This window comes from Actinomadura sp. KC06 (assembly GCF_004348735.1).
Lineage (GTDB): Bacteria > Actinomycetota > Actinomycetes > Streptosporangiales > Streptosporangiaceae > Spirillospora.
On the sequence record NZ_SMKT01000036.1, the window covers coordinates 40255 to 63322 of the forward strand.

Annotated in this window: 22 protein-coding genes and 1 pseudogene; 7 read left to right on the forward strand and 16 right to left on the reverse strand. The window is 71.4% G+C overall.

Annotation, left to right across the window (positions count from 1 at the left end):
• The first annotated feature begins 348 nt into the window (after positions 1 to 348).
• Both E1287_RS14365 and E1287_RS14370 read left to right on the forward strand, forming a co-directional pair.
• Positions 349 to 1308 (forward strand): ABC transporter ATP-binding protein, encoded by a 960-nt coding sequence (locus E1287_RS14365; protein ID WP_131965418.1) that lies wholly within the window; start codon positions 349 to 351, stop codon positions 1306 to 1308.
• A complete protein-coding gene (locus E1287_RS14370; RefSeq protein ID WP_131965419.1) occupies positions 1308 to 2951 on the forward strand; it encodes an ABC transporter permease in 1644 nt (547 codons plus the stop codon). The genes E1287_RS14365 and E1287_RS14370 overlap by 1 nt, the downstream gene beginning before the upstream one ends.
• Before the next feature lie 130 nt (positions 2952 to 3081).
• On the opposite strand, the gene E1287_RS14375 is transcribed toward E1287_RS14370, so the two are convergent.
• Positions 3082 to 3525: a hypothetical protein gene (locus E1287_RS14375; RefSeq protein ID WP_131965420.1), complete on the reverse strand. Its 444-nt coding sequence runs from the start codon at positions 3523 to 3525 to the stop codon at positions 3082 to 3084.
• Between the two features lie 463 nt (positions 3526 to 3988).
• Here E1287_RS14375 and E1287_RS14380 point away from each other — a divergent pair, with 463 nt between their 5' ends.
• The 3 genes and pseudogenes from E1287_RS14380 to E1287_RS14390 all read left to right on the forward strand — a co-directional run bounded on the left by E1287_RS14380 (position 3989) and on the right by E1287_RS14390 (position 6229).
• A complete protein-coding gene (locus E1287_RS14380; protein ID WP_243719005.1) occupies positions 3989 to 5047 on the forward strand; it encodes a PP2C family protein-serine/threonine phosphatase in 1059 nt (352 codons plus the stop codon).
• 155 nt (positions 5048 to 5202) lie between these two features.
• Positions 5203 to 5456 (forward strand): annotated as a pseudogene (locus E1287_RS14385) (hypothetical protein); the annotation flags it as partial.
• Positions 5457 to 5494: 38 nt separating this feature from the next.
• Complete coding sequence (locus E1287_RS14390) at positions 5495 to 6229, forward strand: class I SAM-dependent methyltransferase (RefSeq protein ID WP_131965421.1); 735 nt, start codon at positions 5495 to 5497, stop codon at positions 6227 to 6229.
• Between the two features lie 186 nt (positions 6230 to 6415).
• Here the strand turns inward: E1287_RS14390 and E1287_RS14395 are convergent, their stop codons facing one another.
• Both E1287_RS14395 and E1287_RS14400 read right to left on the reverse strand, forming a co-directional pair.
• A complete protein-coding gene (locus E1287_RS14395) occupies positions 6416 to 6964 on the reverse strand; it encodes an SUKH-4 family immunity protein (protein WP_165969002.1) in 549 nt (182 codons plus the stop codon).
• Between the two features lie 45 nt (positions 6965 to 7009).
• Positions 7010 to 7651, reverse strand: a complete 642-nt coding sequence (locus E1287_RS14400; RefSeq protein WP_207934213.1) for an SIMPL domain-containing protein — start codon at positions 7649 to 7651, stop codon at positions 7010 to 7012.
• A 163-nt stretch (positions 7652 to 7814) separates the two neighbouring features.
• Between E1287_RS14400 and E1287_RS14405 the strand changes: the two genes are divergently transcribed.
• On the forward strand, positions 7815 to 8702 hold the full coding sequence (locus E1287_RS14405; protein WP_131965424.1) for an alpha/beta hydrolase: 888 nt from the start codon (positions 7815 to 7817) through the stop codon (positions 8700 to 8702).
• On the forward strand, positions 8699 to 9697 hold the full coding sequence (locus E1287_RS14410) for a sigma-70 family RNA polymerase sigma factor (RefSeq protein ID WP_243719007.1): 999 nt from the start codon (positions 8699 to 8701) through the stop codon (positions 9695 to 9697). Before E1287_RS14405 ends, E1287_RS14410 begins: the two co-directional genes overlap by 4 nt.
• 9 nt (positions 9698 to 9706) lie before the next feature.
• On the opposite strand, the gene E1287_RS14415 is transcribed toward E1287_RS14410, so the two are convergent.
• The 13 genes from E1287_RS14415 to E1287_RS14475 all read right to left on the reverse strand — a co-directional run bounded on the left by E1287_RS14415 (position 9707) and on the right by E1287_RS14475 (position 22690).
• On the reverse strand, positions 9707 to 10540 hold the full coding sequence (locus E1287_RS14415) for an SAM-dependent methyltransferase (RefSeq protein ID WP_207934214.1): 834 nt from the start codon (positions 10538 to 10540) through the stop codon (positions 9707 to 9709).
• Between the two features lie 116 nt (positions 10541 to 10656).
• Complete coding sequence (locus E1287_RS14420; RefSeq protein WP_131965426.1) at positions 10657 to 11802, reverse strand: hypothetical protein; 1146 nt, start codon at positions 11800 to 11802, stop codon at positions 10657 to 10659.
• Positions 11802 to 12185: a Rid family detoxifying hydrolase gene (locus tag E1287_RS14425; RefSeq protein ID WP_131965427.1), complete on the reverse strand. Its 384-nt coding sequence runs from the start codon at positions 12183 to 12185 to the stop codon at positions 11802 to 11804. Before E1287_RS14425 ends, E1287_RS14420 begins: the two co-directional genes overlap by 1 nt.
• Positions 12186 to 12203: 18 nt before the next feature.
• Entirely contained in the window at positions 12204 to 13289 is a 1086-nt protein-coding gene (locus E1287_RS14430) for a sugar kinase (protein ID WP_131965428.1), read from the reverse strand.
• Positions 13286 to 13927 carry a bifunctional 4-hydroxy-2-oxoglutarate aldolase/2-dehydro-3-deoxy-phosphogluconate aldolase gene (locus E1287_RS14435; protein ID WP_131965429.1) on the reverse strand — a complete coding sequence of 214 codons (642 nt, stop codon included), beginning with the start codon at positions 13925 to 13927 and terminating at the stop codon, positions 13286 to 13288. Before E1287_RS14435 ends, E1287_RS14430 begins: the two co-directional genes overlap by 4 nt.
• A gap of 65 nt (positions 13928 to 13992) precedes the next feature.
• Positions 13993 to 15216 carry an alanine racemase gene (locus tag E1287_RS14440; protein ID WP_131965430.1) on the reverse strand — a complete coding sequence of 408 codons (1224 nt, stop codon included), beginning with the start codon at positions 15214 to 15216 and terminating at the stop codon, positions 13993 to 13995.
• Entirely contained in the window at positions 15213 to 16148 is a 936-nt protein-coding gene (locus E1287_RS14445; protein ID WP_131965431.1) for an IclR family transcriptional regulator, read from the reverse strand. Before E1287_RS14445 ends, E1287_RS14440 begins: the two co-directional genes overlap by 4 nt.
• Positions 16149 to 16156: 8 nt before the next feature.
• Positions 16157 to 16900: an MBL fold metallo-hydrolase gene (locus E1287_RS14450; protein WP_131965432.1), complete on the reverse strand. Its 744-nt coding sequence runs from the start codon at positions 16898 to 16900 to the stop codon at positions 16157 to 16159.
• Positions 16897 to 18084, reverse strand: a complete 1188-nt coding sequence (locus tag E1287_RS14455; RefSeq protein WP_131965433.1) for a M20/M25/M40 family metallo-hydrolase — start codon at positions 18082 to 18084, stop codon at positions 16897 to 16899. The genes E1287_RS14450 and E1287_RS14455 overlap by 4 nt, the downstream gene beginning before the upstream one ends.
• Positions 18084 to 19043 carry an ABC transporter permease gene (locus E1287_RS14460; protein ID WP_131965434.1) on the reverse strand — a complete coding sequence of 320 codons (960 nt, stop codon included), beginning with the start codon at positions 19041 to 19043 and terminating at the stop codon, positions 18084 to 18086. Before E1287_RS14460 ends, E1287_RS14455 begins: the two co-directional genes overlap by 1 nt.
• Positions 19043 to 20038, reverse strand: a complete 996-nt coding sequence (locus E1287_RS14465; RefSeq protein ID WP_131965435.1) for an ABC transporter permease — start codon at positions 20036 to 20038, stop codon at positions 19043 to 19045. The genes E1287_RS14460 and E1287_RS14465 overlap by 1 nt, the downstream gene beginning before the upstream one ends.
• On the reverse strand, positions 20031 to 21626 hold the full coding sequence (locus E1287_RS14470) for a sugar ABC transporter ATP-binding protein (RefSeq protein WP_131965436.1): 1596 nt from the start codon (positions 21624 to 21626) through the stop codon (positions 20031 to 20033). Before E1287_RS14470 ends, E1287_RS14465 begins: the two co-directional genes overlap by 8 nt.
• Before the next feature lie 2 nt (positions 21627 to 21628).
• Positions 21629 to 22690 (reverse strand): ABC transporter substrate-binding protein, encoded by a 1062-nt coding sequence (locus E1287_RS14475; RefSeq protein WP_131965437.1) that lies wholly within the window; start codon positions 22688 to 22690, stop codon positions 21629 to 21631.
• Positions 22691 to 23068: the final 378 nt, after the last annotated feature.

Genomic DNA, 23068 nt, shown 5'->3' on the forward strand with positions numbered 1-23068 from the left:
GACGATGTGTAGCTTAGGGTTGTGAGCACATCGCAGGGTGCCGGTTCGGATCGACCGGCCGCGTGCGTCGTCCACGTAGCCGGACGACCTGCCGTTCTAGAGCTGCTCGCACCTTCCACGCCAGGTCCGATGGGGCGGCTGTCGTCCGCCCACGCCGCGGCCCGCAAAGCCGACTCCGACCCGCCCCGCCCGGGAGCCGGACACCACCGCCGGTAGCTGCCGCAATTCCGTTCGATCACGCCTCCGGAATGCGTGGTCGGCGATGATTCGCGCCTGCACTCCGGTGGATTTCCCGTGTGTACCGGCAACTCCGTTTCGCTGTCGAATACTGACGCAGAAGGAGTCCCGATGAGCGACCCCATATCCATTACCGGCCTGCACAAATCGTTCGGTCGTACCCATGCCCTGGACGGCCTCGACCTCAACGTCGCCACCGGCGAGATCCACGGCTTCCTCGGCCCCAACGGCTCCGGGAAATCGACCACGATCCGCGTCCTGCTCGGCCTGCTGCACGCCGACGCCGGAACGGTCCGTCTCCTGGACGGCGACCCCTGGGCGGACGCCACGGCACTTCACCGGCGGCTCGCCTACGTCCCCGGCGACGTCACCCTCTGGCCGAACCTGTCCGGCGGTGAGGCGATCGCCCTGCTCGGCCGGCTGCGCGGCGGACTGGACAAGACCCGCCTCGCCGACCTGCTCGAACGCTTCGAACTCGATCCCAAGAAGAAGGGACGCGCCTACTCCAAGGGCAACCGGCAAAAGGTGGCGCTCGTCGCCGCGCTGGCCTCCGACGTCGAGCTGCTGATCCTCGACGAACCCACCTCCGGGCTGGACCCGCTGATGGAGGAGGTCTTCCGCGACTGCGTCCTGGAACGGGCAGGCGACGGCCGGACGGTGCTCCTGTCGAGCCACATCCTCAGCGAGGTCGAAGCGCTGTGCCACCGCGTCACCATCATCCGCAACGGCCGCAGCGTCGAGACGGGCACGCTCGATGACCTGCGCCACCTGACCCGCACGTCCATCCACGCCGAGCTGGCCGGCCCTCCGGACGGCATCACACGGCTGCCCGGCGTGCACGACCCGAAGATCGACGGCAACCGGATCGACTTCGAAGTCGACACCGAGCGCCTGGACGAGGCGCTCAAGCTGCTGACCAGGACCGGCGTCCGGTCCCTGACCAGCCGACCGCCCACGCTTGAGGAACTGTTCCTGCGCCACTACCAAGACGATCCCGCCCCGGCCGCGCACGCGGCCCGGCCCGGCCCGCCGACCGCGCCGGACGCGCGGCGCGAACAGGATGACGCGTGATGGCCGCCGCGACCGTGGCCGCGGCGCCGCCAAGGCATCACCGCGGCGGCTCCCTGCGCGGAACCGCGACGCTCGTCCGGTTCACGCTGCGCCGTGACAGAGTCCGCCTTCCCGTGTGGATCGCCGCCCTGGTGCTCAGCACGGTCTCCTCGGTGTCGAGCTTCACCACCACCTACCCCTCGGCGAAGGAGCGGCAGGCCCGCGCGGAGCTCATGGACTCCCCCACCGGCGCCGCCCTCGCCGGCCCCGGCCACGGCCTGGACGGCTACACCTACGGCGCGATGATCTCGAACGAGATGCTCCTCTACGTCGCGATCTTCGCGGCCCTGATGAGCGTCCTGCTGGTCACCCGGCACACCCGCGCCGAGGAGGAGACCGGATGCGCCGAGCTGGTCCGCGCCAGCGTGGTCGGGCGACGCGCCCCGCTCACCGCCACCCTGATCGTGGTCGCCGGAGCCAACCTCCTGCTCGGCGCGCTGCTGGCCCTCGGCCTCGGTTCCAGCGGCGTGGAGTCCATCACCTGGGCCGGCTCGATCGCCTTCGCCGCGTCGGTCACCGCGGCCGGGCTGGTGTTCACCGGCGTCGCCGCCGTCACCGCCCAGGTGACCGAGCATGCCCGGGGCGCGGCCGGAATCGCCGGAGCACTGCTGGGCACCGCCTACGCCCTGCGGGCGGCCGGCGACATGAGCAACGGCGCCCTGTCCTGGCTGTCCCCGATCGGCTGGGCGCAGGCCACCCGCGCGTACGTCGACGAACGCTGGTGGCCGCTCGGCATCGCGATCGCGGTCACCGCGACGCTGATCGCCGTCGCCTACCGCCTGGCCGCCCGGCGCGACCTGGGCGCCGGGCTGGTACGGCCGCGTCCCGGACCGGCGACCGCGTCACCGCTGCTGTCCACACCCCTCGGGCTCGCGCTGCGGCTGCAGCGCGCCGCCCTGCTCTGGTGGAGCCTGGCGATGCTGATCACCGGCCTGATGTACGGGTCGCTGGTGAGCAGCGTGGAGGACATGGCCGCCGACAGCGGGACGGTCCGCGACTGGATCCAGGACGTTCCGGGCGGAAGCATCGTCGACTCATGGCTGACGATCATCGTCTCCGTCCTCGCCATGTTCGTGTCGGTCTACGCGATCCTGGCCGCCCAGCGCGCACAGAGCGAAGAGGCCGCCGGACGCGCGGAACCGGTCCTTGCCACCGGCGTGTCCCGGACCCGGTGGGCCACCGCCCACCTGACCGTCGCGCTGCTCGGCGGGGCCTTCCTTCTGCTGCTCAGCGCCCTGGGCCTGGGGGTCGCCGCGGCCACCGCGCTGGACGACCCGGGAATGATCCCGCGGCTGCTCGGCGCTGCGCTGGCCTACGTCCCGGCGATGTGGATCACCGCGGCGCTGGCGATCGCGCTGTACGGGCTGCTGCCACGGGCCATAGCACTCGCGTGGGCGGTGCTGGTGTACGCCCTGGTGGTCGGCATGCTCGGCGGGCTGTTCCAATGGCCGGACTGGATGGCCGACCTCTCCCCCTTCGGCCACGTCCCGCAACTCCCGGGCGCCGAGGTCAGCGCGTTGCCCATCGTGATCCTTCTGGCCATCGCCGCCGCCCTGATCGCGGTCGGGCTAGCCGGGTTCCGACGCCGCGACATCGCCACCTGACGCACGCCCAGCCCCGCGGCGTGCCGTTCAACGCCGCCCGAACGGCACGCCGCGGCCTTCACGGCCGGGCCACTGCCACCGCGCGGGTTCGGCTCATGGAGTTCGCCAGGTCGCCGGGCGCACCGCCGGTTCATGCCGTCAGTACGGTCTGGACGACGGTGGCCGCCGTTCCGATGAGCGTGAGGGCGATCGTCAGCATCGCGAGGGCTTGTTGTCTCGCCTCTACCGTCGCCGGAGGCGAAGCGTTCGTGTGCGACTCCGTGGAGGCGCGTGGAGTCCGCTCGTGCGATGCGGGCGCGGTAATCGGCCGTCCTCCCCGGTGGACGCCGAGCAGCCGCAGGAAGGCGTCTCTTTTGTAGATGTCATGCGAGGGTTCGTTCTTACATGCCATCAGCCTGCCGTATGCGCGGTTCTTACAAGGGTGGCCCCTGGTGGTTTCCACGCCGCAGAGCTTGGGTGCCGAGAACAGTTGATAATAGGACCAGCCAAGGATCGGCAGGAGCCCTACTTCCGGACGGCCCGACTGCCACGCGAACACACCCAGCAGGATGATAAAGCTCCACCAGGCCACCATCTTGTTTCGGTCCTTCTCGGCCCTCGTTAAACGCGCCACAAAATCCCCTTCCGCGCGGTTCGCTGCCCGACCCTAACCGGCCGCACAGCGACGGTCTGCGGATTTCTGCATACCGGGGACCGCACTTTGCAGATCACAGCCGTCTCCGTCGTGAGCCAATGCCTGCCTCACGTCGCACTAGATCTTTCGCCAGGCTGCGACGCCTTTTCGGCCTTCTCTTATTAAAGTTACCGAAAGGCCGGTTCACTCGATCGTTGCATTGTCGGGTGGGGAGGCTCAGCAAAAGCGGCGCAGGCGACGATGTGCAGGTGACGTTGCACGCTCAGGATGTACAGGAGCGGCACGTTTTGGCAGGTCTTCCAGCCGACGATGGCGGGACGGGTTCGCCGTGCGTTTCACGTGATCAGCGAGGGTGACGCTAGGCTGTGAACGATCAAGGCGGTTGCAATCAGGGGACAGATGGGTGGGGCCACGGACGGATCGCGGCGAAAGGGCATTTCTCGACGCCCTCCCCTTCGCCATGATGACGGTGGTCGCGGTCGGTGACGTGCTGGCGGGACCCAGCGTTGGCTATCTGCCGCTGTTGTCCTTGGGGCCCGCCTTCGCGAGTCTCTCCGCCCGCGTCCGCCGAACGGCCGCCGTGGGCGGGCTCGCCCTTGTGCTCTACGCCGTCCTGGCTCAATACGACAATCTGCTCGGCACCCGCAACAGCAACCTCACCTTCGTTTCGATCGTCGGGGTCGTCGCCGCCAGCATGCTGGCCACCGTCTATCGGGTGCGCCATGAACGCGAGCTGGCCGATGTTCGCACCGTCGCTCAGGTCGCCCAGCGCGTCCTGCTGCGGCCCGTACCTCGGCGTGTGGGCCCGATCCGCGCGACCGTTCGCTATGTATCGGCGGCGGCCCAGGCGACGATCGGCGGCGACCTGTACGAAGTGGTGATGACACCGAATGGCGTCCGCGTCATCGTCGGTGATGTGCAAGGCAAGGGACTGGAAGCCGTTGAGACGGCAGCGGTCGTCCTGGGCGCCTTCCGGGAAGCCGCCTACGACGAGCCCGACCTGCCCAGCGTCACCGCGCGGATCGAAAAGGCCCTGGCGCGTCACCTCACCAGCGAACAGTTCGTCACCGCGGTCCTCGCCGAGCTCCAGGGGGACGCGATCACGCTGCTGAACCGCGGTCACCCGCCGCCGCTGCTGATCCGCTCGGGCAAGACCTCCGAGACGCTGGACGCGTCGGCGCCCGCGCCGCCCCTGGGCCTGGGCAATTTCACCGCCGACCCCGACCCGGCGCACTGCCGGACGTTCGCGCCCGGTGATCAAATCCTGTTCTACACCGACGGGGTCACCGAGGCTCGCAACAAGAAGGGCGCGTTCTACCCGTTGACCGAACGTACAGAAATCCTCGACGCCGCCGATCCCGAAGCGGCGCTCGATGAACTGCAGGCCGATCTGACCCGCTTCGTCGGCGCACCGCTCACCGACGACGCCGCCATGCTCCTGCTCCGGCACCGAACCCGGTGACCCGCGCCGCTCTCCCCAAGCGCCTCGGGCCGGCGAGCCGAGATCACGTCGAGGCCGCAGACGCGGCCGGGTTCCGCTCGGCCGTCCTGATCCGCTAACTGGCCGCAGCCGGGTTCCTGGTGCTGGCGACAAGGGCTACGTCGGCCCTTGCCCGCACGCCCTACAAGGGCAAGGACAAGCCCCGAGCCGCTCAAGGACGCTAACCGCTCCCGCGCCAAGCTCCGCGGCCCCCGGCGAGCGCGCGAACGCGCAGCTCAAGAGCAGGAAGATCCTGACCAAGCTACGTTGCTGCCCGCACCAGGCCGGTCACCTGGCCAAGGCCATCCACGTCCTCCAAAACCGCGAGCTCAACGTCGTCGGCGACCAGCGCGAGCGCCAGGCCCAGGCACGGTGGACCAGTGCGTCGTAGCCGGCCACCGAGCGGCCGGTTCGTGGCAGAGTGGCGGGATGCCTGGCGCGCGGTACGGGATGGATGCGCCCTACGGGTTCGGCTTCGTGGGCCTGGTCGTACTGGGGTTCTGGGTGACCGGGCTGGTGATGGCGGTCACCGCCGGTCTGGCCGCCGCGCTACCCGCACTGGTCTCCGGCACCCTGCTGGCGGGATGCCTGGCCTTGAGCCTGCACGCCACGCTGCGTGGCAAGTTCCTGGTCTGGCGGGACGTTCTGGACGAGCTGGACCTGCGTGGCGACGAACGGCTGCTCGACCTCGGCTGCGGACGCGGCGCCGTCCTGTTGGCCGCCGCCCGGCGCCTCCCGCAGGGCCGGGCGGTCGGCGTGGACCTGTGGCGCGGACGGGACCAGTCCGGCAACACCCCGGCGGCGACCCTGCGCAACGCCCGCGCCGAAGGCGTCGCCGACCGCGTCCACGTGCAAGGGGGTGACCTGCGCAGACTTCCGTACGCTGAGGCAAGCTTCGACCTGGTCGTGTCCAGCCTGACGGTGCACACCATCTTCGGCGCGGACGCCCGTGCCCAAGCGATCGCCGAGGCGTACCGGGTGCTGCGGCCGGGCGGCCGCCTGCTGATCGCCGACCTGGCGCGGACCCCTCGCGAGTACGCCGCGGTGCTGGCGCGGCTGAACGCCCAGGACATCCGCGTGCGCGGCCTCGGCTGGCGCGCGTGGTGGGGCAGCCCGTGGGTCCCGACCCGCCTGCTCACCGCCCGCAAACCAGCCACCCCCTGAACACACCTTCCGCATCGTCGGCCTTAGTCCTGGGTTCGAGAGTCCGACGACCGCAGTACCACGGGTGTACGTAGCGCCCACGCACACCAATGCGGCCGGATCGGGTTTACCTACTTTGGTCACCTGCAGATCCCGGGCTCGGCCAGTTCACCGAGTACATGCGGGAGAAGGAGGGGTCTGGGTCGATTAGTAGAGCCATCGGTCTAGCGTGGCGGGCCAGAAGTGGGTTTGGTGGTTGCCGTCGGCGAAGGCGGGTGGGTCGAGCTTTCTGATCTGGTCTAGGAGGTCGGCGAGTTCCGCCAATGCTTCCTCTTCGGCCTGGTCGTCTTCGTCCCAGTGGCTGAGGGCGGTGGAGGCGGCCAGGTGGCTGCCGACCAGGTGTAGCGAGCGCAGCCAGTGGTTGATTGTTGAGTTGACGAATTTTGTGCTGCCGTCCGACGAGACTGCTTGTAGCACCTTGCCGCTCTCCGGCACGGCGGCGTACTCCCAGCCCAGGTCGGATGACTCGTCGCCGACGCGTGCCAACCTGTAGGTCGTCGGCTCCGCGTTGAACGAGACCGCGTCCACCAGGTCGGCGATCAGCGGTATGCCGCAGGAGACCAGGGCCGCCTTTTGTGGTTTGGGAAGCCGCCAGGTCGCCACGTCGGATTCGGCGGCACGTACTACTCGTCCGGCACCAGCCCAGGAGATGACCGCTTCGAATGCAGGAGGGGCCGGGAGTTCATCAGAAGGCACGCCGCTGAGGCTATCCAGATAGGGGGTCTCTGGGTTCGGCGCTTGTCAGTCGTGGGTGATGGAGAAGCCCAGGGTTACCGCGGCGGACACCACAACGTGTCCGGGTGCCAGGTCCTGGGCCGAGGCCGCGCCGCCCGAGCCGTGCCCGCGATACCGCTCGAATCCGACCTGCTCGGGGTCGACGTCATCGATGTGCACAAGGGCGCCGAGTCGCACGCCGGCGGCCTCGGCGTACAGTTCGGCTTTGCGCCGGGCCGCGCCGACCGCCTGGCGGCGGGCCTCGGCTCGCAGTTCGCCCTTGCCGGAGACGTCGAAGTCGACGCCCTCGATCTCGTTGGCGCCCGCGGCGACCAGATCGACCAGCAGGGATTGGACGTCGTCCAGATTTCCAGACTCGACGGCGAATGAGGCCTGGCACTCGTACCCGAGGAACTTGCGCTCCGATCCGCCGTAGCTCCACGAACTCTTCAGGCCGAGCCGCGAATGCTGGACGGCGGCGTCCGATATCCCGTGCCGCCGCAACGTCTGCCGCACCGCTTGCACGGCGTCGCTGGCCGCGGCGAACGCCTGCGAGGGCGTCTGCTCGACCCGGATCACCTTGAACCTGGCCCGCACCAGGTCGGGCATCGCCTTCACACTTGACGCGCCATACGCGGCCACGCCCCACGGCCTTTTGATCATCTGCATGCCGATCATTCAAACCGATCTCGGGCCCGCGCATGGTCGAAAGCTCTGAGCCGCAGCAGCCGCACCTTCCTGGCATCCACGTCGCCTCCTCGGTCTCTGACCGAGCGACGATTCCTTTTCGGACGTCGGTGGTCTGCATTGGCGAGGGAAAGGGGACGTGATCATGCCGAGTGAGCAGTCTGAAGCAGTCAAGAGGCACTGGGCGGCGCTGCGCCTGGCAGGACCGCAGGACGCCGAGGTCGCCGACGACGCGTGGGGCGGTCTGACGGCCGAGCCGCGCCAGGTCGACTACATCGAGACCGACGCGGGCGGTGTGCCCGCGATGTGGGCGGTGCCGAAGCGGAGCAGCGAGCAGCACGTGCTGCTGTGCATTCATGGCGGCGGGTTCGTGGGCGGGTCGAAGTACTCGCACCGCAAGATGTTCGGCCATCTCGCCAAGGCGACCGGGGCGCGGGCATTGATCTTCGATTACCGCCTCGCGCCGGGGCACGTCCATCCGGCGCAGGTCGATGACGCCACCGCCGTCTACCGGTGGCTGCTAGGCGAGGGGATCAGCGCCGAGCGGGTCGCGTTCGCCGGGGATTCCTGCGGTGGCGGGCTTTCGATCACCACGCAGTTGCGGGCCCGGGAGCAGGGGTTGCCGCTTCCGGCCGCCGCGCTGCCGTTCTCGCCCTGGGTGGACATGGAGGCCGTCGGCGAGTCGTACGAGACCAACCGGCAGAAGGACGCCTTCTTCACCAGGGACGGCGTGCGCGAGCTGGCGGGCGCCTTCCTCGGCGAAGGCGGCGATCCTCGCGATCCGATGGCCAACCCGCTGTACGCCGATCTGTCCGGGCTCGGGCCGATCTACATCCAGACCGCCGGGGACGAGGTACTGCTGGACGACGCGCGGCGCCTGGACGAGCACGCCCGCAAGGCCGGAGTCGACGTCCGGCTCGACGTCTTCCCCGGCATGCAGCACACCTTCCAGATGGCCGCCGGACGGGCGCCGGAGGCGGACGACGCGATCCGCCGCATGGCGGACTGGGTACGTCCAAGGCTCGGACTTTGACGATCGACAAGGAGGGCGCGGTGCCCGAGGCCGGTGAGTTCGCCCAGCGTGCCGAGCCGTTCAGGCGCGAGCTGCTGGCGCATTGCTACCGGCTGCTCGGGTCGGCGGACGAGGCCGAGGACCTCGTCCAGGAGACCTATCTGCGGGCGTGGCGCTCCTACGGCGCGTTCGAGGGACGGTCGTCACTGCGGGTCTGGCTGTACCGGATCGCGACCAACGCCTGCCTGACCGCCTTGAAGAACCGTGGTCGGCGGGCGTTGCCGTCCGGTCTGGGCGGTCCGGCGGGTGACCCGGAGGTCCCGCCCGGACCCGCCGGGTCCGATGTGGCATGGCTGCAGCCGTTCCCGGACGCGCCGGTGGCGCCGGAGTCGCGGGACCCGGCGACCATCGTCGCCTCTCGTGAGGGGCTGCGGCTGGCGCTGATCGCCAGCCTGCAGTATCTGCCGCCACGGCAGCGGGCGGTGTTCATCCTGCGCGAGGTCCTCGCCTTCCCGGCCGCCGAGGTCGCGGACATGCTCGGCACCACCGTCACGGCGGTCAAGAGCACGTTGCAGCGGGCCCGTGCCCGCCTTGACGAGGTGGACCCGGAGCGGACGCGGATCAGCGAGCCCACAGAGCCGCGGACGCGGGCGCTGCTCGACCAGTACGTCGCCGGTTTCGAGAACGCCGACACGGCGGCGCTGGAGCGGGCGCTGCGCACGGACGCGGCGATCGAGCTGGTCGGCACCCGCACCTGGTTCTCGGGACGCGCGACCTGCCTGCGCTTCCTCACCCGGGTGATCGGCTCGCCCGGGGACTGGCGGATGATCCCGACCGTCGCGAACGGACAGCCCGCCGCGGCCGCCTACCGGCGCGATGAGGACGGCGTGCACCGCGCGTTCGGGCTCGGCGTCCTCACCGTGACGGACGAGGGCATCGCGCGCATCCTCGTCTTCGGCGGCGGCCCGGACCTGGTCGGCGGGTTCGGGCTTCCGCCCGTCCATCCCGGCCCTTGAGGCGTCGTGTCACGGCTTGCGGACGATGCCGCCGTATTCGCGGAAGTCCCGGTTGAGTTTGGACGCGCCCAGAAAGTGCTCGACCTCGACGGGGGCGGGGGCCAACGGCGGCTGGTCGGGGTCGGGGCGCCAGTCGCCGACGTCGACCAGGCCGGGGGAGACGGGGACGAGGCCGTCCAGGAGGGCGTCGACCTCGGCGCGGGAGCGGGTCTGCCAGGGGATTCCGGCGCCGGTCATGCGGGCCTGCAGGTCGGCGCCGCGGGCGGTGTTCTCGGTGACGGCCTGGGAGAACGCCAGGTGGCTGCCGGGGGCGGCGCGGTCGAGGATGGTGCGCAGGACGCGGCGCGGATCGTCGGCGTCGGGCAGGTGGTGGCCGACGGAGAGGAACAGGACCGCCACCGGCTCGCTGAAGTCGATGAGGCGGCGCGTGTCGTCGTGGTTCAGGATCGTGTCCTGGTCGCGCATGTCGGCGGTGATGACGGTCGTGGAGCCGTCCCCGGCCAGCAGGGCGCGGGCGTGGATCAGGACGATGGGATCGATGTCGACGTAGACGACGCGGGCGTCCGGGGCGAACTGCTGCGCGACCTGGTGGACGTTGTTGTCGGTCGGCAGGCCGCAGCCCATGTCGATGAACTGCCGGATTCCCGCGTCCCGGACGAGGTAGCGGACGGCGCGGTAGAGGAACTGCCGGTTCGCCCTGGTGATGTCCAGGCCCTCGGGGAAGTCGGGCAGGTGGGCCAGGGCGAACTGCCGGTCGATCTCGTAGTTGTCCTTGCCGCCGAGATACCAGCCGTAGACGCGTGCGGAGGTGGGGATGTCGTCCGGGATTTCGTCGTAGGTCACGCTGCGCTCCCGTACGGAGAAGTCCTCTTGTCCGGGGCTCACCGTAACCGCACGTCCGGTGGAGGGGGGCGCCGTGTCCAAGATCGGCCGCCGGGGTCCGTGCGGTGTTCGAACAGTCAGCGCGGGATGCGGGCGAGGGTCGGCAACGGGACCAAGCCGTACTGGTAGTAGTCCACCGTGTCCGCGCCGGACGTGCGGGCCGCCTTGACCTTGGCCGCCAGATGCTCGGCCGACTCCGTGTCCGGAAGCCCGGGACGCAGGACGGCTCGGAGCGTCGTCTGCGGGCCGAGCGCGGTTCGGTAGGCGGCGACGTCCTCGGCTGTGCGGGCCTCGTCGCGGGCGTAGCAAAGGATGGCGTAGGACGGGACGACCTCGCTCACGGCCCCGGGATCCACGCCGATCTGCCAGGCGGAGTCGGCGGCCGGGGCACCCGTGGGACGTCCGTCGGCGTAGCCCTTCACGGCGCCGGTCAGGTCGAGGAAGGTGAGGTGGGAGCCTTCGTCCGCCACGGCCTCGGCGACCTCGGCGGCCAGCGACGTGACGATCGGGGTGCGGGCGCGGGCGTAGTCCTCAAGGACGGCGGGGAGCGTTTCGGCGGGCGGGCCGCCGTCGAGAACGGAGGCCGTCAGCCGGGACGCGGCGTCCCGCGCCTTTTCGGCGAGGGGAATGCGGCCCCGCGAGTGCGGGCAGAAGCACAGGCCCAAAGCGAATTCGGCGGCCGGGCCGAGGTCGACGAATGAGCGTTCGTGATGGTAGCCGTGCCCGAACGTCCCGAAATGGAGCGACTCGGTGACGACCGAGTCCATTCCCTGGCGGGCGATGGCGCGGCCGAGCGCGACGGCGTAGGCGCGGACGTCCGGGTTGGACGGGCACAGGTCGGCGGGCGCGGCACGATCGCCGAAGCAGTTCTCCTGGGTGACGTCCGGAAAGGCCAGGCCGAGGGTGGTGTTATGCAAGAACACGCCCCAGCCGTGCAGAGGAACGCCCAGCTCGCGAGTCTGTTCGCGGAGGGCGCGTAGAGGTTCCCTTTCGGCGTTCCGCTGGACGGGCGGGACGAGGCGGAGCCCGTCGAACAGGTCGCCGGGAGGGAAATGGATTCCGTCGTGGCGCAGGGTCACGCGGGTGCGTCCGCGGGGTGTCACGTCGCGGGCGCGGTGATAGGCGGCGCCGACGGTGATGGACGAGACGCCGTGGGAGAGGATCTGCGCGGCGTCCACACCGCCGTGCAGATCCTCCACCAGGACGTAGAGCGACGAGTCCATCAGCTCCTCTTGTAAGCCACGAAATCGATTTCGACGAGGATGTTCATCAGGTCGGAGCCGACCGTGGTGCGCACCGGGTACGGCTCGTTGAAATGCGCCCGGTACACCTCGTCATAGGCGGGGAAGTCGCGGTGCAGATCCTGCAGATGGACGGTCGACTTCACGACGTCGTCCAGGCCCAGGCCGTGCTCGGCGAGGATCGCCGACAGGTTGGCCAGGACCTGCCGGGTCTGCTCGGCGACGTCCGCGCCGACGACCTCGCCGGTCTTCGGGTCGATCGGGCCCATGCCGGACGTGTAGACGAAGTCGCCGGCCACCAGGCCCTGCGAATACGTGCCGAGCGGCGCGGGCGCGGCCGAGCTCCGGAGTTCACGCTTGCCCATGTCTGTCTCCTTGATGAATTAGCGGGTGACGGTGTCTTCGGCTGATTTCAGCAGATCCAGGTCCGCGCGGCTGGGGAGGCCCTCCCAGTCGCCGCGGACGGTCACGGCGTAGGCGCCGGCGGCCGTGGCCGTGTCGAGGCGCTCGGCGACCGGACGTCCCCGGACGAACTCGGCGAGGTACCCGGCGGCGAACGCGTCGCCCGCGCCGACCGGGTCGATGACCGGGACGCTGTGCGCGGGCTGGACGTGCAGGCGGCCCTCGCACAACGCGACGACGCCCGCGGCGCCGCGCTTGATGAGGACGTCCCGGGGGCCGAGGGCGGCCAGGGACGCGGCGAGCCCCGCCAATTCGTCCGCGGCCTCGTCGCCTGGCACGACCAGCCGGGCCTCCTCCTCCGTGGCGAAGACGAGGTCAGCGCGTTTGGTGAGGTTCCGCAGGCATTCGCCGGCCTCGGCGGGCGTCCACAGGGCCCGCCGGTAGTTGAGGTCGAGCGAGACGGGGACGCCCGCGTCCCGCGCGGTCTCGACCGCGTCGTCGAGGGCCTGCCGGGCGGTGCCGCTGATCGCCGCGGTGATCCCGGTGACGTGCAGCACGCGCGCCGAACGGATCAGATCGTGGGGGACATCGGACGGACGCAGCCGGGACCCGGCGCTGCCCGTCCGGTAGTACTGGACGCGGGTGAGCGTCCCCGACCGGCGCTCCTTGAACAGCAGCGCGGTCGGCGCGGACCGGTCCACAACGGTGTGCCCCAGCCGGACGCCCTCGCCCGCCAGGACGGTCGTGATCAGGCGGCCGAACTCGTCGTCACCGACGCGGCCGAACCAGGCGGCCGTCCCGCCGAGGCGGCACAGCCCGATCGCCGCGTTCGACTCGGCGCCGCCGACACCGAGGTCGAGGGTGCGGGCATGCCGCATCGGCCCGACGACGGGGTTCTCCAGCCGCGCCATCGTCTCCCCGAAGGTGACGAGGTCGGGGCCCGGCTCCGGCTCCGGGCGGCGCCCTCGGGAGGACGCCCCCGAATCTTCCGACGACGAGCCGTCCGGCGACGAGCCGTCCGACGATCCCCGCGACCCGTCCGGCCAGTGGCGCTCCGCCGCGGTCATCGGGCGGCCTCCACGGCGGCGAGGAGCCGTCCGGCCCGGTCGGCCAGCTCCGTCAGGGAGCCGCCGTCGAGGGCGTCGCCGATGAGGGAGCCGCCCGCGCCGACCGCGACCGCGCCCGCCTCGATGTAGCCGGCGGCCGTGTCGGGGCCGATCCCGCCCGTCGGCAGCAGCGGGATGTCGCGGAACGGTTCGGCGAGGTCGCGCAGGTAGCGCGGGCCGAGCGCGTTGGCCGGGAACACCTTGACGGCGGTGGCGCCGAGCTCCCAGGCGCGGGCGACCTCGCCGGGGGTCAGCGCGCCCGGAAAGTAGGCGACGCCGTGCTCCCCCGCCTTGTCCGCGACCTCCGCGCTGGTGTCGGGCGCGACGAGGAAGGACGCCCCGGCACCGGCGGCCGCGGACGCGTCCGCGGCGGTGCGCACCGTCCCGGCGCCGAGTTCGACGTCCCCGGGCAGCCGGTCCCGCGCCGCGCGCAGTTCGGCGAGCGCGCCCGGCGTGTTGAGGGTGATCTCCAGGCAGCGGACGCCGGCGTCGGCGAGGGTGTCCAGGACGTCGGCGACGCGGCCGGCGCGGGTGCCGCGCACGACCGCGACGACTCCGGTCGACGTCAGCGCGCAGCCCGGCGCCAAGCGGGGGATCATGATGGTCCTCTCAAGTCCGTGTCGGGTGGGACGTGTCGGAAGGGCCGTGTCGAATCGGAAGCCGGTCAGAAATAGGTGCGGATCAGGTCGGTCACCGTCTCATCGTCGTCGACGACCGGGATGACCTGCCATTTGTCGAAGGCCGTGCAGGGGTGGGAGATGCCGAAGCACAGCAGGTCCCCCGGACGCGGCGGGGGGCCGTCGACCGTCACGTAGGCGTGGTGGTCGTTGGTGTCCGTGACGCGCAGCCCGCCCGCCGGGTGGACGGTCCCGTCCCGCCTGCGGAGCCGCAGCGGGACGGGCAGCCCGGCGTCGTACGGCGCCTCCCGCTTGCCCATCCCGACGATCGCGAGGCCGGGTTCGGGGACGGACGTGACCTGCGCCCAGATCTCCAGCGCGGCGTCCAGCGAGCCCGGGATGCGGGTGAACGGCGTCCGCTGCGTGTAGATGCCGTCGTCGTGGGACACGTAGGCGCCGCTGCGCAGGATGACGGTCAGCTCGTGGCCCGGCAGCCACGCGCCGGACAGCTGCTCGGCGACCTGGTCGAAGTAGGCGCTGCCGCCCGCGGTGACGATCACGTCGCGGGGGAGCAGCCCGGCCTTGGACAGCTCGGCGGTGGCGTCGCGGAGCAGGCCGAGGTAGGCGCCGGCGGCGGGGACGTCCGGCAGCCCGCCCTCGTATCCGGCGACCCCGGCGAGCTCGGTGCCGGGCGCGGCGGTCACGGCGCGGGCGACCGAGGTCAGCTCCTCGACGGTGCGGCAACCCGTCCGCCCGCCCCGGTGGCCGAGCTCGACGAGCACCTGGAACGGACGGTCCCCGGCCGCCGCGGAGATCGCGGCGACGCCCTCGACGGAGTCGGCGTACAGCAGGAACTCCAGGCCGCGGCCGATCTCGTCGCCGAGCCAGCGCAGCGCGGTCGGGTCGAGCAGCTCGTTGGCGAGCAGGATCCGGGGGACGCCGAACGTCCGGTAGGCGAGGACCTGGTTCGCGGTCGCGGCCGTGATGCCCCAGGCGCCCGCGTCGAGTTGCGCCTGGAACAGCGTCGGGGCCATGGACGTCTTGCCGTGCGGCGCGAACGCGAGGTCGTGCGCGGCGCAGAACGACGCCAGCGCGGCGATGTTGTGCTTGAGCGCCGACTCCCGCGCGACCATCACCGGCCAGGTGAAGGGGCCGCCGAACAGCTGGTGGCGGGCGGCGGCGAACTCCTCGAACGCGACGGGCGCGTCCGGCTGCAAGAAACCCTTGGTCCGCCAGTCGACGTACTCGGCGGGGATGGTCAGGCTGGTCACGGCAGATTCCCTCCTCCATGGTTCTCGGTACCGCGATCGGCTCGGCTTTCGGCTCTGCTCTCGGCTCTGCTCTCGGAACGGCTCTCCGGCCGGATGTCGGGACGGATCTCCAGGCGGCCCGCGCGCCGGCGGGGGCGGGACGAGCCGAGCACGCGGGAGATGTCCAGGCCCGTCCGCTCCACCATCGGCCCCACCTCCCTGACCCGCGCCGGCGTCATCCGGGACGTCAGCCCGGACACGCTCAGCGCCCCCACCGCCCGGTCGGTGTGGTCGAAGATCGGCGCGGCGACGCAGCGGACCTCGGGCTCGTTCTCCCGGTCGTCCACGGCGTACCCGGACAGCCGGACCCGCTCCAGCTCGGCGGCCAGCCGGGCCGGGTCGGTGATGGTCCGCTCGGTGCGCGGCGTCAGGCCCGCGTCGATGACGTCCTGGACGTCGTCCTCCCCGAGCCAGGCGAGGATGGCCTTCCCGACGGCGGTGCGGTAGGCGGGCATCCGCATCCCGACACGGGACGCCATCCGGACGTTGTGCTCGTTCTCCACCTTGTCGATGTAGACGACGTCCGGCGCGTCGTACACGACGAGGTGGCAGGTCTCGCCGACGACGTGCTGCAACCGGCGCAGCGGGTCGGCGGCGACGGAGCGCATGTCCAGCGACGACAGGTACGCCTGGCCGAGCCGCAGCGCGCCGTGCCCGAGCCGGAACCAGCCCGTCTCGCGGTCGCGGGTGAGCAGGTCGCCGTCGATGAGCGGCGCGGCGAGCCGCAGCACGGTGCTCTTGCTGATGCCGAGGTCATCGGCGATCCGGGTGAGGGACACGCCGCGGGCGTCGGCGTGGTCGCGGACGTGGTCGAGCACGGCGAGCGCGCGGCGCAGCGACGACGACTGGTTCCGCGCCGCGGGTTTCGCCGCCCGGGTTCCGTCAACGCCCATGTCGTGGCTCATGTGGTGCTCTCCGGAAGCAGTCCGCGGGTGAGGGCGTCGCGGGCGGACGCCAGGTGGCGGCCGCCGCGGGCCAGGGAGATCTCGTGGTGGCCGGGGAGCAGCATGTCGATCTCCAGCGCGGCGAGGCGTTCCAGGCTGGCGGCGTACTCGGGGACCCGCGTGTCGTGCAGGTTCTGCAGGGAGATGCGTCCGCCGGTGAACACGCAGTCGCCGGAGAACAGCGCCCGCCCTTCCGGCGCGTCCAGGAGGTAGCAGGTGTGGCCGTCGGCGTGGCCTGGCGTGGCGATGGCCGTGAGGACGACCCCGCCGCCGAGATCGATCCGTTCCCCGTCCGCGATGGGGCGCACCGCCCGGCATGCCGCGAAGGCGTAGTCCGCCGGATACACACCGGAAGCCTTCCCGCGATCGACGCTGAGCAGCTCCTCCGCGCCGGACGCGATCCACTCGTCCGCCGGGGACCCGGCCCGGACGGCGAGTTCCGGCACCCGCTCGGCCAGCTCCGCGGCGCCGCCCGCATGGTCGGCGTGCCCGTGCGTCAGCAGCAGGTGGCGCTCGCCTTCCGGCCCGGCCGCCGTCGTCATCCGCCGCGCGAGCAGCCCGGCGGACGGCCCGGCGCCCGCGTCGATCAGCGCCGCGGCCAGCGAGCCCCGCACCAGGTAGACGTGGCAGTCCAGCGGACCGGTGAGGTCGAACCCGGCCGCGCCGCTGCCGACCAGGTCGATGTGCTGCGTGAGCCTCACCCGCGCCCCCCGTCGATGGTCGTCGAGCCGCCGGTGCTCATGGACCGGACGGTGTCGACGATGAGGCGGGCGGCCAGGTCGACGTCGGCGAGGGCCACCGACTCGTCGGCCGAGTGGGCGTCCGTCACCGAGCCGGGGCCGAACACGACCGACGGGATGCCGGCGCGTGCGAGCTTGCTGGCGTCGGTGCCGAACGGCATCCCGCGGACGGACGCGTCCCGTCCGGCCGCCGCGAGCGCCCCGCACAGCGCGGCCGGCACCGGGCTGGCGGCGGGGGTGTCGAGCGCGTAGTCGACGGTGAACGGTTCGTCCACCTCGATGCGGCCGGGGATGAGGGCGGTCAGTTCCTCCCTGTCCTTGCGCCACACGTCGACGGGGTCCTCGCCGGGGAGGGTGCGGCGGTCGACGTCGATCTCGCAGCGGCCCGGGACGGTGTTCGGCCCCTGGCCGCCGCGCACGCGCGTGACGCACCGGGTGGCCGGCCCGAGGAGCGGGTGCGGCGGGACGCCCGGCGAGACGCGGTCGAGGTGGTCGATGACGCGGGACATGAGGGTGACCGCGTTGACGGCCTCGTCCGGGCGGGAGCTGTGCCCGGCCGTCCCGAGCGCCCGGACGGTGTAGCGCACGCAGCCCTTGTGCGCGACGGCGGCGGCCAGATCGGTCGGCTCGCCCACGACCGCGCCCGCCACCTGCTCGCCGCCGGGGCCGTCAAGGTCGGAGATCAGGCCGAGGACGCCCTGGTAGGCGTGCTCCTCGTCCATCACCCCGGCGAGGACGACCCCGAACGGCGGGGGGTCCCCGGCCGCCGACGCCGCGGCGAGTTCGGCCGTGGCCAGCATGAACGCGGCCAGCGGCCCCTTCGCGTCGCACGCGCCGCGCCCGTACAGGCGGCCGTCCCGGATCGTCGCGGCGAACGGGTCGACGGACATCCCGCCGGTCTCCACCGTGTCGAGATGCGACTCCAGGAGGACGAAGCGCGGGTCGCGTCCCGGCACGGTCGCGACGACGTTGGGACGTCCCGGCAGGACCTCCCGCAGCTCGGCCCGCACGCCCCGCGCCGCCAGCCAGTTGCGGACGTACCCGGCGACCGCCGCCTCCCCCAGCCCGGGCCCGACGGGCCCGCCGCGCGGGTTGACGCTGGCGATGCCGACCAGATCTTTGAGCAGTTCCCCCGATGCCGTCATTACGACCGCCGTTCCCGCGCGTAGGCGAGCAGCAACCCGATGATGAGCAGCCCCAGGACGATCTGCCGGACGCCCTCCGACATGTTCCACGACGCCAGCAGCGCGGTGAGCAGCGTCAGCAGCAGCGCCCCGGCGACCGTGCCGAGCACATGCCCGCGCCCGCCGAGGATGGACGTCCCGCCGAGCACGACCGACGCGATCGACAGCAGCTGGTACGGGTTGCCCATGGTCAGCGAGCTGGTGGAGGTGAACCCGAGCAGCACCAGCCCGGCCACCCCGGCGAGCAGCGAGCACGTCCCGTAGGCGATGAACGCGGTCCGCGCGAGCGGGACGCCGGACGCGCGGGACGCCCGCTCCCCGTTGCCGAGCGCGAACACGTACCGTCCGACCCGGGAGGCGTGCAGCAGCCAGGCGGCGGCCGCGGTGATCCCGATCCACAGGACGAACGCGAGCGGCACCCCGAGAACGCGGTCGTTGGCGAGCGACCCCAGCAGCGCCACCTTCGCCGACTTCGGCGACCCGTCGGTGTAGACGAGCAGCGCCCCGGCGACGATCGTGCCGGTGGCCAGCGTCATCACCATCGGCGGCACCCGCAGCCAGGTCACCCCGGCCGCGTTGGCGAGCCCGACGAGGATGCTCGCGGCGAGCGCCACGGCGATGCCCGCCGTCCCGCCCGATTCGGACGCGACCTGCGCGCACACCACCGCCGACAGGGCGACGACGCCCGACACCGACAGGTCGATGCCGCTCATCATGACCACGAGGGTCTGGCCGACGCCGACGATGCCGAGGAACGCGGCCGTCTGCACCAGGTAGCGGAAGCTGGAAACGCTGTCGAAGCCCTTCGCGAACAGGATCGCGGCCAGCCACGTCAAGACCAGCACGCCGAACGCCCAGACCGCGCGGTTCTCCTTCAGCGTCCGGGGCAACGAGGCGGCGGTGCGCGGTAGCGCGGTCATCAGTCCGTCCTCTCGCGGGTCGCGAACGTCTTCACGGCGATCGCCACGATGAGCACCGCCCCCTGCATGATCAGTTGGTAGAACGGCGACAGTCCGGTGAACAGCAGCAGGTTCGTCAGCAGCCCGATGAGCAGCGCGGCCAGCACGGTGGCGCGCATCTGCCCCACGCCGCCGAAGAAGCTGACCCCGGCGAGCACCGAGGCGGCTATGGAGTTCAACGTGTAAGGCGTCCCGATCGTCGCATCGCCGGACCCCGTCTGGATCGCGAGACCGATTCCGGCAAGGCCCACGAACACCCCCGCCAATCCGTACGCGCCGATCTTCACCGTCCGGGTGCCGATCCCGCTGGCGTACGCGCCGTGCTCGTTGCCGCCGACGGCGTACAGCGAGAGCCCGAACCTCGTCGTCCGGACCGTCTTCCACAGCAGCAGGACGACCCCGACCACCACGAACGGCAGCGCGATCCCGTTCCAGCCGTTGTTGTAGGCGTCCACCAGCCCGGCCGGAACGCTCCCACCCGGCTGCGGCAGCACCACCAGCGTGACGCCGCCCCACAGGAACGACGCCGCCAGCGTCACGATGATCGGCGGCAGCCCCGCGTACGCGACGAGCACGCCGTTCGCCGCGCCCGTCGCCACGGCCGCCGCCAGCGCCAGCACGGCGGCGACCACGACGCCGTCCTCCGCGCGGACGGCGAACACCGCCATCGCGAGCGCCAGCACCGCCCCGAGCGACAGGTCGATGCCGCCCGCCAGCATCACCGTGCTCTGCCCCATCGCCGCCAGGATCAGCGGCAGGAACTGCGCCGACAGGATCGTGATCGACGACGGGGTGAACAGCTCGGAGTCGTACTGGCTGTACACGGCCAGCAGGATGACCAGCAGCGCGCACAGGCCGGTGACGTCGAGGTTGCGGCGCAGGAACCCGCCGAACCGCCCGTCCCCGCCCCCGCGGCCCGGCGCCGCGCGCCGCGCGGTCACGGACTGCTCAGTCATGCGCCACCGTCCCGGTGACGGAGGCGCGGACCAGCCGCTCCTCGGTGAGGTCGTCCCCCGCCAGCCGATCGACGACGGCGCCCTCGTACATCACGGCGACCTCGTCGCACAGGCCGACCAGTTCCATCGTGTCCCCAGAAGTGATCAGCACCGCCACGCCGCTGTCGGCGAGCCGGCGGAGCAGATGGTAGATCTCGCGTTTGGTGCCGACGTCGATGCCGCGGGTCGGCTCCGCCAGCAGCAGGATCCGCGGCCGGGACGGCAGCCAGCGGGCCAGCGCGACCTTCTGCTGGTTGCCGCCCGACAGCCTGCGGGCCTCCTGCTCCGGGCCCGTCACCCTGATCCGCATCCGCTCGACGAGATCCTCGACGAGCCGCGCCTCCGCGCCCCGGTCGACGGTCAGCAACCGCCTGCCGGGCGTCACCACGTCGAGGTTGGTCAGGGCCAGGTTGGCGCGGACGGTCTGCGCCACATGCAGCCCCTCGACCTTCCGGTCTTCCGGGACGTAGGCGATCCGGTGCCGGATGGCCTCGCGCGGAGAGGCGAGGCGGGCGGGACGTCCGTCCAGCTCGATCCGGCCGGTGTGCCGGACGAGCCCGAACAGCGCCCGCAGCACGGCCCGCTGCCCCTGTCCTTGGAGCCCGCCGAGGCCGATGATCCGTCCGGGCTCCAGGTCGAGGTCGACGCCTTCGCAGGCGTCCGGGACGGTCAGCCCTCGCACCCGCAACACCGTCTCGCCGCTCGGAGCGGCTCCGGCGTCCTTCGCGGCGGCGGCCTTCTCGGAGGCGATCTCCTGCTCGGACGGGATCGCCGCGATCTCGTCCGGGTCCGCGCCGCTCAGCCCGGCCTTCGGCGGGAACAGGTCGGACAGCTCCCGCCCGATCATCAGCCGGACGATGTCGTCATGGTCGGTCTCCGCGCGCTCGCGGGTCGCCATGACCTCGCCGTCCTTCAGCACGGTCAGCCGGTCGGCGACGGCGAACAGCTCGCCCATCCGGTGGCTGACGATGATCACGGACGAGCCGGCCGCGCGCAGCTCGTCCACGACCGCGAACACGCTTCTGACCTGGTCGTCGTCCAGCGCGGAGGTGGCCTCGTCCAGGATCAGCAGCCGCGGGTCCGAGGCGAGCGCCTTGGCCAGCTCGACGAGCTGCTGCTGCCCGAGCGGCAGCCGCCCGGCCCGGGTGAGCGGGTCGACGTCCAGCCCGACCCGGTCCAGCAGCGGCCGGGCCCGCCGGGCGAGGTCGCGGCGCAGGATCAGCCCGCGCCGCGACGGCCACTGCCCGAGGAACACGTTCTCCGCGACGGTCTGGTGCGGGTTGAGGCTGAGCTCCTGGTGCACCGAGCCGATCCCGACCTCGCGGGCCCGGTGCGGCGACCAGGAACGCAGCGGCTCACCGTCGTAGGAGATCCGCCCGGAGTCGGGCGCCAGCAGCCCGGTGACCAGCGACAGGACCGTGCTCTTCCCGGCCCCGTTCTCGCCCACCAGCGCGAGCACCTCGCCCGCCCGGACGTCGAAGCTCACCTGATCGAGGACCCGGTTGCCCGCGAACGACTTCGAGACCTGCTCGACGGCCAGAAGCGCCATCGTCACTTCCCGATCAGCTTGTCGATCTCGGGCTGCGGCAGCTCCTGGATCGGGTAGGAGTCGTCCGGCTGGTCCGGCTTGACGTACTGCGCCAGGTTCTCATCGGTGATCTTGGGCAGCGGAACCATGATCTGGTTCGGCACCGTCGCGCCGCCCGCCTTGGCCACCGCCGCGCGCAGCGCGATGACACCCAGGTAGTTGGGCTGCGCCGTCGACAACGACGAGAACCCGTCCTTCGTGTGCTGCTGCCACAGCTTCAGGAACCCGTTGTAGTTCTCACCGGTGATCGGGACGAGCTTCTTCTTCTGCTTCACCAGCGTCTGCAGCGCAGCCGCCGAAAGCGCGCCACCCTGCGAGAAGACACCGTCGATATCGGGATTCGCCGAGTACGCCGACGCGAACGCCTGCGCCGCCGGGGCCAGGTTGTACTCGCTGTGGACGTTCGCGGCGACCTTGATGCCGGGGTACTTCTTCAGCGCCTCCTCGGCGCCCTGCCAGCGCTCCTCGCTGACCGCGACGCCCGCCGGCCCGTTGAACGCGATGATCTTGCCCTTGCCGCCCAGCTTGTCGCCGAGCCACTGGCCCATCATCCGGCCCCACTCCTTCTGGTCGGTGCCGACGCGCACGACCTTCTGGGAAGTGACCAGGCTGTCGAAGCTGACGACCGTGATCCCGGCGCCGACGGCCTGCTCCACCACCGGGTTCAGCGCCGTGGACGACCCGGCGTCCACCAGGATGACGTCGTACTTCTGCTGGATCATCGCGCGGATCTGGGCGATCTGCTGGGACGTGTCGCCGTTGGCGTTGAACACCTTGTAGTCGGCGACCTTGCCCTCGCCCTTCAGCTTCGCGACATCGTCCTTGATCATCTTGTCGGTCTGCTGCATCCACGACGGCGTCAGGTAGATGGTCGACCAGCCGACCTTCAGCGCCTTGGCCTTGCCGCCGGACGCGCCGTCGCCGTCGCCGGACGAGTCGCCGGAGTCGACGCCGCACGCGGCGGTCGCGGCCAGCGTGCCGAGCGCCGTGACGGTCACGACGGCGCGCGTGAATCTACCGATCATGGGGGTACTCCTCGTGACGATTCCGGAACCGGGCGGCTCCGGCGGTCTGGGCGCGGCGTCGGAAGGGGACGTTCACGCTGTACGCGGCGCCCGTCCCGTAGGTGGTGGACGGCGGCGCCCCAGGGCCACTCGCGGGAGTGAGGCGGCCCAGCAGATCGTGCATTCGGACCTCACCAAGCCCAGAGAGCCAGTAACCGGATTTCCGTGCCGGTAGCCCGGAGGTTATGGGCTCAGTCAAGCCTCGCGCCAGTTTTGCAACATATGATTTTGCACTGCAAAACTACCCTCTGACCTGCGACGTTAGCGAATCCCGCCAAAAGATCAGCTCGCCCCGGCTGTCCGAAACCCGTCCACCCCGCCCCCGCCCCACGGCCGACC